The 15,075-nt window shown below is 63.6% G+C and carries 13 protein-coding genes; 6 read left to right on the top strand and 7 right to left on the bottom strand.

Annotated elements, in window-relative coordinates; genetic code table 11:
• The first annotated feature begins 22 nt into the window (after positions 1-22).
• The gene (locus tag NDO48_RS12905; protein WP_267321578.1) at positions 23-1,129 is read left to right on the top strand and encodes a serine hydrolase domain-containing protein; all 1,107 of its coding nucleotides are present in this window, start codon (positions 23-25) and stop codon (positions 1,127-1,129) included.
• 5 nt (positions 1,130-1,134) lie between these two features.
• Here NDO48_RS12905 and NDO48_RS12900 read toward each other — a convergent pair whose 3' ends face one another.
• The 4 genes from NDO48_RS12900 to NDO48_RS12885 all read right to left on the bottom strand — a co-directional run bounded on the left by NDO48_RS12900 (position 1,135) and on the right by NDO48_RS12885 (position 4,391).
• Entirely contained in the window at positions 1,135-1,743 is a 609-nt protein-coding gene (locus tag NDO48_RS12900; RefSeq protein WP_267321577.1) for a DUF6969 family protein, read from the bottom strand.
• Positions 1,724-1,978 (bottom strand): hypothetical protein, encoded by a 255-nt coding sequence (locus NDO48_RS12895; protein ID WP_018429200.1) that lies wholly within the window; start codon positions 1,976-1,978, stop codon positions 1,724-1,726. The genes NDO48_RS12900 and NDO48_RS12895 overlap by 20 nt, the downstream gene beginning before the upstream one ends.
• 157 nt (positions 1,979-2,135) lie before the next feature.
• Positions 2,136-3,347, bottom strand: a complete 1,212-nt coding sequence (locus NDO48_RS12890; protein ID WP_018429201.1) for a YeeE/YedE family protein — start codon at positions 3,345-3,347, stop codon at positions 2,136-2,138.
• 120 nt (positions 3,348-3,467) lie between these two features.
• The gene (locus tag NDO48_RS12885) at positions 3,468-4,391 is read right to left on the bottom strand and encodes a sulfurtransferase (RefSeq protein ID WP_267321576.1); all 924 of its coding nucleotides are present in this window, start codon (positions 4,389-4,391) and stop codon (positions 3,468-3,470) included.
• Between the two features lie 325 nt (positions 4,392-4,716).
• Here NDO48_RS12885 and NDO48_RS12880 point away from each other — a divergent pair, with 325 nt between their 5' ends.
• Positions 4,717-6,312 (top strand): ABC transporter substrate-binding protein, encoded by a 1,596-nt coding sequence (locus tag NDO48_RS12880; RefSeq protein WP_018429203.1) that lies wholly within the window; start codon positions 4,717-4,719, stop codon positions 6,310-6,312.
• A gap of 94 nt (positions 6,313-6,406) precedes the next feature.
• Positions 6,407-8,122, top strand: coding sequence for a GNAT family N-acetyltransferase (locus tag NDO48_RS12875; RefSeq protein ID WP_018429204.1), 1,716 nt, complete (start codon positions 6,407-6,409; stop codon positions 8,120-8,122).
• 57 nt (positions 8,123-8,179) lie between these two features.
• Here the strand turns inward: NDO48_RS12875 and NDO48_RS12870 are convergent, their stop codons facing one another.
• Entirely contained in the window at positions 8,180-8,530 is a 351-nt protein-coding gene (locus NDO48_RS12870) for a hypothetical protein (RefSeq protein ID WP_018429205.1), read from the bottom strand.
• A gap of 2 nt (positions 8,531-8,532) precedes the next feature.
• Here NDO48_RS12870 and NDO48_RS12865 point away from each other — a divergent pair, with 2 nt between their 5' ends.
• Positions 8,533-8,772 carry a hypothetical protein gene (locus tag NDO48_RS12865; RefSeq protein ID WP_051091915.1) on the top strand — a complete coding sequence of 80 codons (240 nt, stop codon included), beginning with the start codon at positions 8,533-8,535 and terminating at the stop codon, positions 8,770-8,772.
• A gap of 297 nt (positions 8,773-9,069) precedes the next feature.
• Here NDO48_RS12865 and NDO48_RS12860 read toward each other — a convergent pair whose 3' ends face one another.
• Both NDO48_RS12860 and NDO48_RS12855 read right to left on the bottom strand, forming a co-directional pair.
• The gene (locus tag NDO48_RS12860) at positions 9,070-9,552 is read right to left on the bottom strand and encodes a hypothetical protein (protein WP_018429207.1); all 483 of its coding nucleotides are present in this window, start codon (positions 9,550-9,552) and stop codon (positions 9,070-9,072) included.
• Positions 9,553-9,559: 7 nt separating this feature from the next.
• The gene (locus NDO48_RS12855; protein ID WP_018429208.1) at positions 9,560-10,303 is read right to left on the bottom strand and encodes a helix-turn-helix transcriptional regulator; all 744 of its coding nucleotides are present in this window, start codon (positions 10,301-10,303) and stop codon (positions 9,560-9,562) included.
• Between the two features lie 773 nt (positions 10,304-11,076).
• On the opposite strand from NDO48_RS12855, the gene NDO48_RS12850 reads away from it, so the two are divergent.
• Both NDO48_RS12850 and NDO48_RS12845 read left to right on the top strand, forming a co-directional pair.
• Positions 11,077-12,897: a hypothetical protein gene (locus tag NDO48_RS12850; RefSeq protein ID WP_018429209.1), complete on the top strand. Its 1,821-nt coding sequence runs from the start codon at positions 11,077-11,079 to the stop codon at positions 12,895-12,897.
• A gap of 137 nt (positions 12,898-13,034) precedes the next feature.
• Positions 13,035-15,068: a type I secretion protein gene (locus NDO48_RS12845; protein ID WP_267321575.1), complete on the top strand. Its 2,034-nt coding sequence runs from the start codon at positions 13,035-13,037 to the stop codon at positions 15,066-15,068.
• Positions 15,069-15,075: the final 7 nt, after the last annotated feature.

The following is a 15,075-nucleotide window of genomic DNA, read 5'->3' as shown; positions in this document are numbered from 1 at the left end:
AGGAACCGGAGGGCAGACCGTAATGCTTGAAAAACTGAACCGTCTGCTCGAAGCCTACCGCGCCGATGGCGCGGTAGGCGCCTCCCTCGCCTTCTCGCTTGGCGATGGCGACACGATCACCGTCACGTCGGGTCTTGCCGACAGGGCGACGGGCGCGCCTGTCACGCCGGACCGGCTGTTCAAGATCGGCAGCTGCACCAAGACCTTCGTGGCGGCAGCACTGATGAAGCTGGTCGAGGACGGCAAGGCCGAACTCGATGCACCCATATCGAGCTGGTTCCCCGACCTGCCGCGATCGGGCGAAGTGACGGTGCTTCAACTGGTCAACCATCGCGGTGGCCTGCCGGAATTCGAATACGACATCCCGATGGACCCGAGCCGCAGCTGGACGCCGGCGCAGCTGGTCGAGCTTGCCTTCGGCGTCGGCGGCCAGACGGCCCCGGGCGGCCCTGCCGTCTACAACAACACCGGCTATGTGCTGGCCGGCATGCTGATCGAGGCGGCATCGGGCCTCACGCTGGGCGAATATGTGCGAAGGAAAGTGCTCGAGCCGCTTGGCCTCAAGGACACCTGGTCGCCGGCAACGGAAAGCTTCCCGGAAGCGCGCATGGTCAGGGGCTATTACCATCGGCCGAAGCCAGCCACGGGCGCCAGCTCGGCACTGGCCGAGGGCGGCGAGATGTGGCGCATGGACGGCGTGCTGCCCTATTCCGACGCGTTGCAGGATTCTTCCGACAGCTTCCCCTACTCGGGCGCCTATGGCTGCGGCGACATGGCCGCGACGCCAAGCGATCTCGTCGGCTTCATGAAAGGGCTGTTCGACGGCCGGCTGCTGCCTGCTCCGCTGCTCGTCACCATGAAGGACGGCCGCACCAAGGTGAGCTATCCCGGCACGCGCCTGCGCGAAACCGGCGCCGGGCTCATCGCCAGCGAATATGCCGGGCGCCTCGTTCTCGGCCACCAGGGCAGCATCCCGGGCTACGTCACCGTCATGGAACATGACCCCGTGTCCCGGCTGACCATTGCCATGACCAGCAATGCCGGCTCGGGCAACAGGCTGTCCTTCTATGCCAGTGGCATCCACCCGGTCGTCGACCGGGCCATCGGGATCATCCTGCAGGAAATCTAGGACGTTCAGACGCCGAGGCTGGCGGCCACCTGGCGCAGGTCGATGACCAGCTCGGATGTCACCTCCAGCGCGCGGTCTTCGCGCGCTGGAGCTTCATTTGCCGGCCGGTGCGCGGCAATCGCCTCGTCGCGTGCGTGGATCAGCGTCGCGATCTCGTCGCGGAACAGCGCGAACGCCGCCGCCAGCCAGCGATTGACCAGATAGGACGGCCGGGCGAAATGCGGGTCGAAGCGCGGCAAAAGCGCGATCGTGCCCTCCGCATCGAGCCACTCATCGCCGACCACCCACTGGTTGACGGTGAACAGCCTGAGCAGGCGGCCATAAGGATCGACACCGATCGCCGCGAGGTGATGAACCGGCCCGCCCGCTCCGTTGGGTCGCACGAAGCAATGGAAATGCCCATGCTCGGCCAGACCTTCCTGCGGCGGATGGCTGTGGTAGTACCATTGCGCGCCCGTCTCCGGATCGAACACGTCGCCCGCGGGAAAGTGCTCCCAGACGGCAACGGACTTGGCGTCGCGCAGCGTCTCGAGCAGCACGTTGCTGCCCGACTTGGCCAGCACATGCTCGCAGAACAGCGCCTGCCGGGCGGCTTCAGATCTGTTGACGTCCATGGCGAGCCTCCAGGGCCGTAACTTGGCCTATTGCGGCTGAGCCGCGCAAGGTGAGGCCGCCGGTGCCGCAGCACAGGGCGAAGCTACGGCACAAGGTGCGGCGGCGGCCGGGGCAGGAGCCGCCGAGCATGGAGAAGCCGCCGAACATGGCGACGCGGCACATGGCGCCGCCGCAGCGCAGGGCGAGGCAGCCGAACAGGGCGCCGCCGCAGCGCAGGGCGAGTTGGCCGCGCACGGATTTCCAGCCGCGCCCGGATTTCCAGCCGCGCAAGGCGTTGCCGGCGCGCTCGCCGCCGGTGCCGGTTTGGCCGCAGCGAAACGATAATGGTCGACCGCAACGGCCGACGTGGCGGCGAGAAAAGCCGTGCCGAACAGGAGGGTATTGCGCGCGCTCATTTCTTGAACCCATCGAGACCGAACAGCGGACGCAGCGCGACACCGCCAAGACTGCCGACAAAGGCGGAGGCGAACCACAGCCAGCCATGCACGCTGCCCGAGGCGATGCCCGAAAACAGCGCCCCGACATTGCAGCCGAAGGACAGCCGCGCGCCGTAGCCCATCAGCACGCCGCCGATGGCAGCCGCGAGGAACGAGGCGAAGGGCACATGCACCTTGGGCGCGAACTTGCCGGCGAGGCCTGCGGCGAGTGCCGCACCCAGGATGATTCCGAAATTCATCACCGAGGTGACGTCGGCGAGCACGCTGGAGCCCAGCGCCTTGGCCGGCCCCGGCCAGTTCCAGAACGCCCAGGTCTCGACCGGAACGCCGACCGCCTGCGCCGCCTTGGCGCCCCACAGGCCGAAACCGAAGGTCACCGACCAGGGATGGCCTGCAGTGACCAGCGTTGCGATGTTGAGCCCGGCGAGCAGAAGCCCCGCTCCGATCAGCGGCCACGGGCCATGCAGCAAGCGGGCGATACCCTGGCGCGGCGCGGGCTTTGTCTTCTCGATGCTGCCATGGGCCCGGCGCTCGACCAGCACGGTGAGACCGGCGACGGCGGCAAGACCGACGAGCGTCACTGTCACCCCGCCCGGCACGCCAAGTGTCCTGCCGAGGCTGATCTCTGGCAGCGCCGGCAGCGCCAGCCACCACGGCAAATGCGCGGTGCCGATGACCGCGCCGACAATGAAGAAGACCAGCGTCACCAGCATGCGCGAGCTGCCGCCGCCGACGGTAAACAGCGTGCCCGAACCACAACCGCCGCCGAGCTGCATGCCAAGTCCGAACATTGTGGCCCCGACCAGCACCGACACGCCGACCGGCGCAAAGGCGCCGACAAGCGCCTGGCCGTTGAAGCTGCCGAGCGACAGAAGCGGGATGAACACGACCGCTGCCGCCGCGATCATCAGCATCTGGGCGCGGATGGCATTACCGCGCTTTTCGACGACGAAGCGGCGCCACCCGCCGGTAAAGCCGAAGGAGGCATGGTAGAGCGTCAGGCCGAGCAGGCCGCCGATCGCGAACAGCAACGCCTGGCGCGTGTCGATCGCCTGGCCGATGGCGAGCGCACCAAGGATCAAGGCAAGCCCGACAAAGACGACGGGGCCCTTGTCGAGATTGACGCCAGCGACAGACGCCGGCGCGGTGGCATTTATCTCAGTCATTTCAGGCCAGTCATTTCAGGTCGATATGGGAAAATCCGGAGGGCCAAGCGTGGCCGCTTCAAACGAAGATGTCCAGGATTGCTCCTGGACATCCGCAATTCGGGCCGGCCCTTCAGGCAATCAGTTGCCGGGCTGCACGGGACGTGCCGGATCGGCTGCCCACTCGGCCATCGAGCCGTCATACATCTTGGTATTCTTGTTGCCTTCGACCTCGCTCAGGCCGAACCACACGACTGAAGCCCAGTGGCCGGTGTTGCAGAAGGCGATGTTCTGCTCGTCCTTGCCAAGGCCGACCGACTGCGACAGGCTGCCGACCGTCTCCTTCGAGGCGAACGAAGCCTTGTCGGCGTCATAGAGCTTGGTGTTTTCGAGGTTCTTCGAGCCGGGGATGGTGCCGGCAACGCGGACGACCGGGCTCTTGGCCTCGCCCTTGAACTGCGCGGCCGGGCGGCCGTCGATCAGCTTGATGCCTTCGGCGCGGGCCTTCTCGACATCGGCAGTCGTGGCCAGCAGTTCCTTCTTCAGCTCACCCTTGAAGGCGACCGCGGCGGGTTTAGCGACATCGGTCGCGACTTCACCGCCGGAAGCTTCCCAGGCCCGCGCACCGCCGTCGAGGATCGACACGGCGTCGTGGCCCAGAACCTTGAAGGTCCAGTAGACGCGGGTGGCGCCGCCGAATTCGGAGGAGTCGGTGCCGTTCGGCACGATGACGACATGGCTGTCATTGCCGACGCCAAGGTCGCCGATGGTCTTGGTTATGGTCTCCAGCGGCGGCAGCATGCCGGGAACGCCGTTCACTTCGGCGCGCCAGCCGGCGGTCGAATAAGGAGCGCTGACGGCACCCGGAACGTGACCCTTGGCATAGGGATTGGCGCCATCCTTGGCCGCGTCACGCACGTCGATCACGACCAGGCTCTTGTTGCCGAGATGCGACTTGAGCCAGGCGGCGTCGACCAGCGGCTGGTCGGTCAGGCGCTCGGCCTGGGCACCGGTGGCAAAGGCAAGTGCGGCACCCAGAGCCGCAGCAACGAGGGAAAAGCGCATCGGCCACTCCTGAAAAAAGATTCCAAATACAACAGTCGGTAGCCTTTATAGGATGGCCAGCACCGCCGAGCACGGTAAGCCGCTGCTAATTTCCGGATTGTTTCGGAAGGCAATTCTCTCTATCGCCAAGAGTGTGGAATTTCATTCCAATCCGCCTGCGGCTTCAACGACCTCGGAAAAACAATATTACCTCTTCACAAATCGGTCCTTTGCGAGGATTTTCTCAACGGCGCCGCAACCGCCAGCCGACAGGCGAAAAACGACGGCGCCCAGCGCGCGGGCATCAAGCCCGCGCCGTGACAAAAGAATGCAAGGGGACATCGGTATGCGTTTGCTCAAGGCCATAGCCGTCGCCGCGTTCGGCTTCGCCCTTGCCTTGTCCTCAGCCATCGCCGAGACGCCCAAGGACACGCTGGTTGTCGCCGACGCCATCGACGACGTCATGACGCTGGACCCCAACGAAGTGGGCGAGGTCGGCGGCGTGCTTGCCTCGAGCCAGATCTACCAGTCGCTGGTCACCTTCGATGTCGACGACCCGACCCGCATCATGGGCCTGCTCGCCGAAAGCTGGACCATTTCGCCTGACGGACGCACCTTCACCTTCAAGATGAACCCGAAGGCGCGTTTTGCTTCCGGCAACCCCGTCACCGCCTGGGACGCCGAATACTCGCTGCGCCGCGTCATCCACCTCAAATCGCGCTCGGCCTTCATCATCGGCCAGTTCGGCTTCTCGCCCGAGAACGTCGATGACCGCATCAAGGCGCTCGACGACAGCACACTGGTCATCCAGGTCGCCGACACCTATGCGCCGAGCTTCCTGTTCTATTGCCTGTCGTCCTACATTGGCGGCATCGTCGACAGCAAGATCGTCAAGCAGCACGAGGTCGACGGCGACTACGGCAGCAACTGGCTGAAGGCAGACAACTCTGCCGGCTCCGGCCCGTTCGTCCTCAGCAAATGGCAGCCGAAGCAGTCGATCCTGCTCAAGCGCAACGACAACTACTGGGGCAGCGCTCCCAGCGTCGAGCACATCCTGATCCGGCACGTCGCCGAAAGCTCGGCCCAGCGCGCCCTGCTCGAAGCAGGCGATATCGACATCGCCAACCGCCTGGCTCCCAACGATTTCGACCAGATCTCCAGCAACCCGAAACTCAGGGTCGTCAACGGACGTTCGGGCAACATCTACTACATGGGGTTGAACGTCAGGAACCAGTACCTGGCCAATCCCAAGGTGGTCGAGGCGATGAAGTATCTGGTCGACTACCAGGGCATCGCCGACACCGTGTCGCGCGGCACAATGGAAGTGCACCAGACGCTGGTGCCCAATGGCTTCCTCGGCGCCATCGCCTACAGGCCGTTCAGCTTCGACGTCGAAAAGGCCAAGGCGCTCCTTGCCGAAGGTGGCGTCAGCGGCGAATTCTCGCTCGACATGGTGGTGTGGGATACCCTGCCCTTCACCGACTTCGCCAAGGCCATCAAGGCGAACATGGCCGCCGCCGGCATAGACCTCAACCTCCAAATCGTCGACGGACGCGAATGGCTGAAGCGCTATCGCAACCACGACCTCGACATCTGGCTCGGCCTGTGGGGACCGGACTACCCCGACCCGCATTCCAATGCCAAGGCCTTCGCGGTCAACAAGCAGGATGCGCCCGACGGCTCCGACAGCCTCGCCGATCGCTTCGGCTGGAAGGCAGGCAGCCTGTCTCCCGACGCCATGGCCGCCGTTCGCGAGCAGGACACCGGCAAGCGCAAGGCCATGTACGAGGCCATCCAGAAGGTGCATACTGACACCTCGCCCTTCATCCTGATGTTCCAGGAGGTCCGCAAGATCGGCATCAGCGCCCGGATCAAGGGCCTTGCCATGGGCACGACCTTCTCCGACGACCGCTATTGGGGCGTGTCGAAGCAGCCCTTCTGAAGCACCTTCGCCCCGGCGCTTGCGCAGTGCCGGATAAACAGGCCAAATATCGTACGAGCAGGCAGAACCGCACTCCACCGGGAGGGGACGGCGCATGCAGGTCGATGTGGTCGATAGCTTCGACAAGCTTGAACCGCTGCGAGAGGACTGGGAGCGCGTCTATGGCGCGGATCCGGAAGCCCACTTCTTTCTGTCGTGGACCTGGATGTCCAACTGGCTGCACCAGGCGAATTTCAGCTGGTTGGTGCTGGCAGTCAGGGCCACTGACGGTCCGGGCCGCTACGAAGCTTTCCTGCCCCTGCAGATCCGCGTCGAACTGGACGAGAAGACCGGCTTTTACAACAGCATCCGCATGGGCGGTTCCTATTTCGCCGTCTACACCGGCTTGCTCTGCGCACCCGACGCGGAGGCAGCAGCCCTGCCGGCTTTCGCCCAACGCATCAAGGCCCTCAACTGGCGAAGATTTCATCTCGACGACCTGTTCATGTCGGACAGGCGGCGTGCGGCTTTCGCCGGATATTTCGAGCCGGATGTCTTCTCAGCGGAGAAAATCGAGCGGCGGCGGCACGTCACGGCCGCCGGCGACGACATCGATCACGACACTTACGTCTATGTCGATCTGCCCGGCGATTGGGAGGCGTTTCTCGACACCAGGCTTGGCCCGAAGATCCGGCGCGATGTCAGGTATTTTCTGCGCAAGACCGACGCGGGCGACGAGTTCAGGATTACTCTAGCCGACACCACCACTGCTGCGAGCGACCTCAATGCCTTCATGCGGTTCTGGCTCGAGCAGTGGTATTCCAAGAGCGAAGGATATGCCCGCGGCATCGTCGACAACTGCCGGAAGATGCTGCCGCCCTGCCTTGCGGATGGCTGCCTCTTTGCACCGGTGCTCTGGCAAGGCGACAAGCAGGTCGGCGTCCATATCGCCTTCATCGACAAGGCAAAGCGGCGGCTGATCTGCTTCCTTGTCGGACGTGACCGCTCTATCAGGAAACCGCCGCCGGGCTTCGTGCTCCATGCCTTTACGCTGCGCTGGGCGATAGCCAACGGCTTCACCGTCTATGATCTGGGAACAGGCGATTTTTCCTACAAATACAGCTTCGGATCGAAAGAACATCGCATCGAAGGCACCAGGATATCGACGCGAAGCGGCAGCAATCTCGGTGGCCGCCTCGATCCCAGGACCACGCAGGCAGCTCTTGGCTGGGTGAAGCGGTTGCGCACCGAGCGCAGGTTCGAACTGGCGGAGAAAGGCTGCCGGCAGATACTGGAGCTCGCGCCGGAACATGTTGAAGCAACCGAATTGCTGGCCGCGTTGCATGACGACATGGCCGGCGATCCCGACATCCAGTTCGCCCGCGCGCAGGATCTCCATCGCACAGGCAATGCGCTCGAAGCATCCCGGCTTTACGTGGCGATACTCGACAAGAACCGCCATCATTTCGGCGCCAACTTCATGCTCGGCATCGCCTGCCTTCAGTTCCGCGAATTCGATGCGGCGGAACAATATCTGCGCCGTGCCCTCGCAACCGATCCCACGCATGCTGTCGCCCAGAACAACCACGGCAACGCCTTGCGCGCGCTGAAGCGTCACGATGAAGCACTGGCTGCATATGGACGGGCAACTGCCCTGCGACCCGGTTTTGTCGAAGCCCACAACAACATGGGTGTGGTGATGCGGGAACTCGGCCGTAGGACCGAGGCATTGGCCTGCTTCGACAGGGCACTTGCCATCGATGCGACTTTTGCGAAGGCCGTTGCCAATCGTGCCGCTCTGGCGACGGCGCCCCACTCGGCCCCGAAATGACCGCCGGCCCGACAGGCTGACGACAAAATGCCGGGCGGCAAGGCCGCCCGGCAGAACTCATCGCGAAATCGATTTGGCGAAATCGGGCTCAGCCACCGGCACCACCTGCTCCGCCAGCTCCGCCGGCACCACCGCCTCCGCCAGCACCGCCGCCACCACCAGCACCGCCGCCACCGCCGCCTCCGCCACCACCAGCACCGCCACCACCAGCGCCGCCGCCTCCGCCTCCACCACCACCGGCGCCGCCAGCTCCGCCAGCACCGCCACTGTCGCCAGGGTCACCACCGGGGGTTCCACCACCACCGGGGGTGTCACCACCACCGGGAGTGCCACCACCGCCCGGGGTGCCGCCACCAGGCGTGCCGTCGCCATTGTCGTTGCCGTCGCCAGTGCTTCCATCATTTCCATTGTTGTTCTCGCTGCCGGCCAGGACCGCGGCGATCAGCGATGTCGTGATGGGCGGGCATTGCGCCAACTGGCCGGACGACATCAGACTGCCCCGGTTGATGGCGATGCAGCACATCTCGAAGTTGCCTTGGGTAAGCGGTTGGCATTGTGCAGCCGTCATCCGCGGACGGATTTCCTGGGAAGACGCCGGTGCTGTGAAGCTGAAGGCCGCAAAGGCGGATGAAAGCAGCAGAATCGTCTGAATCCTGCGTGCGCAGGTCGGGTACGTCGTCATTTCTTCCTCCTGAGGGAAAAAATGCGCCCGTCCCCAAACTGGCGCTATGATCAAATGTCTCCGCGTCGGAAACACTTTGTTAAGCATACGCCCATTCACATCAGGTGCAATCAACTCCCGCATCGGTTGATTTATCTAGCTCTAATGTAATGAATTGGCGGCGCCCCTCAGGAGAAAGCGGACGGCACGTTGAAGTCGCGCAGCCGCATCACTCGGTCGGCCGCGCTCGGGCCGGTCGCATGCCGGGACCTTTCGCCAGCTGCATTCAATGCGGGAAGGAATTGTCCTCGACGATCTGCCAGATCTGGCGATTGATGCCCCTGATCGCCTCGATCGAAGCGCCGATGCGCTGCATCTCGTCGTCGTCCAGCTCCTCATGCTTGCCGTAGCGCACTGAATCCTTGCTGTCGAAGATACGCATGAGCTGGGTACTGGCACGTGTGCCCGTCTCATCGAAGGAATAGATACAGTGGCTGTATTTGTTGCGCAGCTTGCCCTGGTGGGTCAGCTGTTCAGACACGGCCAGCACCGCCTTGCGGCAGACCGGCGAGGTTCCCGCCATCTTGGCGAGGCGCTCGACCAGATCAAGGCGCGCCCGCGTCGTGTTCAGCGTCAGGAAGATGATGATCGCCGTTTCCTTGTCGACGCGGGCCAGCCCGGCGATCAGATGGATGAGCAGGCTCTCGGTGTTGGTCCAGGTGTAGTTCAGCTGGCCAACGGCGAGCAGCACGTCCTGAAAGCGTGGCATCTAGGCCTCATGCCGGCAGCTGGTGCAGCTTGGACGTCTCGCTCGGGCCGCGCTCGCCCAGGTCGCGACGTGCATGATAGATTGCGGCCGCCTCCGTGCGGTTGTGTGCGCCGAGCTTGGTGATGATGTTGTGAAGGTGAATCTTCACCGTGTGCTCCGAAAGGCCGAGCGCCGCTGCAATCAGCTTGTTCTGCAGGCCCCGCGCAACCATGCCCAGGATCTGCAGTTCCCGGTCGGTCAGCTCGTAGAAATCGTCGGCCTCGCCTTCCGGCCGATTGCGCAGCCTTGGCGCCTCGCCGAGTTCGACCGCAACATCGCTGCGCTCAGGCGCGATGATCGGCTCGAACAGCGACAACGGGAAATACTCCCCGCCGCGCAGCACCAGCCGGAGCACCGAAAGCCACACGTCGAGCTTGAGGTTCATCGGCAGCACCCCGCGCACGTTGCGGGCCGTCACCACATCGCGGATCGCCACCTGATGGCGCCCATCCTCCTGGATGAGCATGATCTGTGCGGCTGGATGCAGGCGATGGATCCGATCGGAGTACAGAGCAACATCTGGCAACTGCTGGGCTTCGAGCAGGATCAGTGGCACCGGGCATTCGAAGGATGCGCAGGCCTGCTCCAACTCGCCCACGCACTCCACCCGGAGCCATGGGAATTCACGCTCGATCGCAAAGACCAGCGTCTCCGACACGAAATCGGCAGGGGCAACGATCAACAGGGTCTTGCAGGCTTTTTGCTCGGACACGCCGCTTGCAGACGCGCGGCGAGAGCTGGAAACAGCTACTCGGTACATTGGAACTCCCGCTCTCCAATCGCTAATGCGACCAGCGCCGGGCGCCGCTTCCCGACAACTATTTCTGGATCATATACCAGCTATTAACGCTTCGGTATAAGCAAGACGAGCTATTCCATCTTGCCGCTAGTTCTTCCGGCCTGTGATCGAAGCGTTGCAACAGCTTGCAAAACCGCTCGTTCGATCTGCCCCCAGCGCGCTCTGATACATCATTTGGAATATGATGGTTGCGCCCGAAAGCACTTCGCGCTGATCTGCTTTCCTCTTGCAAATGCAATGCAATTGTTGCTCGGGCGCAGCCGTAGAAAAATAGCCCTGATGGCCTCGATCGACTGTCTAGATCGACACTGCCAATTCTTGCTCTGGATCGCCCGAACAGCCTAGCGCGAACTGTCAGCTTACAATTTCACCGGCCCAGCCACAGACTTTCATGGTTCCGCAAAGCGAGGGCGCGGCGCAACCGGTTTTCCCACATCGTACAATGGCGGCCGCTTCAAGCACCATCATCACGTCTTTGTGAAGAGATCGGATCCGCCCTGCCCCAGAAACCAAGGGAGGCAATGGCCATCCAGTCACGAGCAGGGATCTTTGGCCTTCAGTCCCCTCGGCCACCAGATCCACGCATCCAGACAACAAGCGAATAGAAGCAGCGTCCGCGCTGAGCTCAAGGCCGTGTGAGAGATGAAGACGGTCCGGCAGGCGCGGTCCCAAATGAGGACAAGACGATGTCTGATCGCAACAGCAACAACATCAATACGTTTGGCCTGCAATTCGTAGGCAACGAATTCGATCTCGGCGGTGGCGAGAACGAAAACTCCAACGAGAATGAAAACAAGAGCGAAAACAAGAACGACTCGAATAACGACAACGGCAACTGGAACGATTCCGACAACAAGAACCAGAATGAAAACAAGAACGACTCGGACAACAAGAACCAGAACGAAAACGAGAACAGATCCGACAACAAGAATCAGAATGAAAACGAGAACAAATCCGAGAACAAGAACACCAACGAAAACAAGAACGAGACCAAGGTAGACGTCAACGTAGACGTCAAGGTCGACCTTCAGCACGAAGGCCTGGCGCCGAGCGACAACCACTCTGATAACGATTTCGCCGACATCGACACCGGCGGCGGCAACATCAACGACATGATCATCGCCAAGGACAGCACGGTCTCCTACGATCCGGGCGACGACATCAATTTCAAGGACCTGCTGAACAACTCGCTGAATGGCCAGGGCAACAACACCGCCTTCGTCATGAACCAGGTCGCCAACATGACGGACAACGACACTCTCGGCAGTGCGACCGTCCAGAATACCGGCTCCTTCAAGCAGGACTTCGACGCCAAGGGCGGCTACGCCTCGGCTGGCGACGGCATCAATGCCGGCGGTGGCGGCGGTGGCGGTGGCGGCAACGCCAAGGCTGACGGCGGCGGCGGCGGCGATGGTGGCGACGCTCATGGCGGCAAGGCCGATGGCGGCGACGGCACCGGCGGCACGGCGCTCAGCGCAGCGATCGGCGGCGACACCAAGGGTGACGTCAAGGCCGATGGCGGCGACAGCGACGGCGGCGATGGCAAGAATGACGCCAGCGGCGGCAAGGGCGACGGCGGCGACGGCGGTCGCGGTGGCGACGGCGTGGGCCTCGGTCTCGGTCTCGGGCTCGGCCTGGGTCTCGGCGCCGGCCTCGGCGGCGATGCCAAGTCTGACGGCGGCGATGCCAAGGCCGACAGCGGCGACGCGAAGGCCGACAGCGGCGACGGCGGCAATGGCGCCGACGGCGGCAACAGCGGTGATTCCGAAGGCGGCAACGCCAATGGCGATGGCGGCGACGGCATCGACGCATTCGTCCCGATCGTTCCCATCCTTAACTTCGGCTTCGGCGGCGATGCTGAAGGCGATGGCGGCAACGCCGGCAACACCGGCGGTGGCGGCGGCGGTGGCGGTGGCGGCGGAACCGGCTCTGCGGACGCGGCCTCGGGCGCAGCTGATGCGACCGGCGGCGCGGCCTCCTCTACAGGCGGCGCAGGCAGCGGCACCGGTTCGGGCACCGGCTCCGGCACCGGCGAAGGCACCGGCAGCGGTGGTGGCGGCGGCGGCGGCGGTGACGGCACCGGCGGCGACGCGACCAACGGCAACGCGACCGGCGGCGCCAGCACGGGCGGTCTCGCAGGCGCCTGGGGCGGCGTGGGCGGCAGCGCATTGAGCGGCGCCTGGGCCGATGGCAATGGCGGCGACGCCACGGGCGGCCTCGCATGGGGCGGCGCGGGTGCGGCCGGCGGTGCCGGCGGCACGGCGACAACCGGCTATGGCGGCGATGGCGGCGATGGCGGCATGTGGGGCTCGCAAAATGGCCATGACGGCTACGTCACCGGCACGAGCACTGCGCATTCCGACGTCACGATCGACCCGAGCGCCTTCAACCAGCAGATCGTGATGGGTGCCAACCTGCAGGGCAACACGGTCAACATGACCGTGGTGGGTGGCGACTACCATCACATCCTGACCGGCGAAGACTCGACCGACCACAGCAATCTCTAGCTGACAACAGCCCCGGCTTCGCCACGGCGAAGCCGGGTGCGCAGGCTGCGCGGGGCGTCTCCCCCGCGCAGTCTTTACTGGCCGGTGGGACGAAGACCATGCCTCATCGTGTCTGAACTCCGGGCGGAGGCAAGACCATGTATTCGGCGTATTTCGGTAAGGTCACCGAGGCGATTGCACATTTCGTCGGGCTCTTCGAGGTTGCGAGCGAAGATGCCAGCTTGAAGCAGGCTTATGCGGAGTTCCGGGCCGCACACAAGGCCGACCCAAAACTTGCCGACCACGAAACGCAGCCCGTCAAGGTCGACGCTTCACACCAGATGGAGGACTTCGACCCGCGTGTTCCCTACCTGCCCCTCAAGTGGAACGTCGAAACGACATCGGTCATTTCAAATGTCCACTTCCGGCCCATAGACGTTCCACCCCACCATGGCGCGCAATATCATTCACCAACGCACCATGGCTCAGGCTCGATCCATGGTTCTGAAGGCTTCCACCTCCCGCAGATCGAACCGCCGGGGTCGGTGGCAATCATCCTGAACCAGGAAATCAAGCTCTCCGACAACGACTATGCCAGCGTCGGCGGCAGCGGATTGAAATTCACCCCGGCTCCTGTCGACGACAGCCAGATGCAGGCGCTTCACCAGGCTGCATTGGACATCAATCCCATCGACGACCTGGGCATACCGGGCAACTCGGCCGACATGGCGACATTCGTCACCACCGCGGCGGCCAGGCTCGACGGCTTCGATGCGGACGACCATGGCAACGCCGACATCTTCTGCATCAAGGGCACGACGATCGAGGGCACCTATGTCAACGGCCAGCTCATCGACGAGGCCGACACGCCCAAGGTCGATGATTATGTCGACTACCTGAAGGAAAAGGACAGCACTGCTGAAGGACCCAACGGTCCGCTCGACCTCCACTCCGCACCGACCTCGGGCGATTTCATGCATGGCTGGGGCGTCGGCACGGCAGACCCGAGCGTCGAAATCTTGACCGGCGGCAACACCGTCATCAATTCCGCCGTGGTCGTGAACGACTGGGCCTCGTCAGCGGTCATGGCGGTGATGGGAAATCACATCTCGCTCAACGCCATCATCCAGATCAATGCGATCTGCGACAGCGACAGCGTCGGCAGCGCCATCGGCGGCTGGCCGTTCGACCCTGGCGGCACCGCCGACCAGACCTTCAACATCGCCATGTTCAAGCACATCGACCCGACGGCCGAGGTGACGCCGGCCGAAGCCCCTTCCGGCTTCCCTGCCTACTATGTGGTCACCCAGGTCACCGGCGACCTGATCATGATGAACTGGGTCAACCAGTACGCCTTCGTCACGGACAACGATGTCGCGATCGCCTCCTCGTCGGGCGTGCACACCATGCTTTCGACCGGTGGCAACACCGCACTCAATGGCGTCGACCTCAACGAGCTTGGCCACAACTACGACCTCATCATCGTCGGCGGCCACGTCTACGACGCCAGCATCATCCAGCAACTCAACCTTCTTATCGACAACGACACGATCGGCGCCGTCTCAGGCTTCGAAACGACGGGCCATGGCTCGATCTCCACGGCCGACAACCTGCTGTGGAATCAGGCGAGCATCATCAATGTCGGCACCGGCGCCTATGAGACGCTGCCCGACGCCTACAGGACCGCCGGCGACAATCTCGCCGCCGGCAACAAATCCCTGCCCGACTCGATCCTCCAGGATCCGGCCTTCGCCGGCACGGGCCTTCTGCGCGTGCTCTACATTTCCGGCGACATCTACAATCTGCAGTATATCCACCAGACCACGATCATGGGCGACAGCGACCAGGTTGCGCTCGCCATGAACCAGTATGCCGCCAACAACGATGCCGACTGGACTATCAAGACCGGCGGCAACCAGCTGGTCAATCATGCGACCATCGTCGACGTCGACGGCGCCAACAAGATCTATGTCGGCGGCGAAGGCTACTCGGACGAAATTCTCATCCAGGCAAATCTGGTCTCGAGCGATCCCCATCTCGGCGCTCAGAACCCCGACATTCTCGTCACCGAGGCCGTCGCCTTCCTCGGCGACGGCGCCGACGACACCGGCAGCGCGCACCACACTGATCACCTCACCCCGCAGCCTGCCGATTCCGGATCGGCCGACGTCATGCAGCACATGCTGGGCTAAGCCGTTT

The organism is Aminobacter sp. MET-1, assembly GCF_026521175.1.
GTDB lineage: Bacteria > Pseudomonadota > Alphaproteobacteria > Rhizobiales > Rhizobiaceae > Aminobacter.
This window is presented reverse-complemented; position numbering and strand designations above follow the sequence as displayed.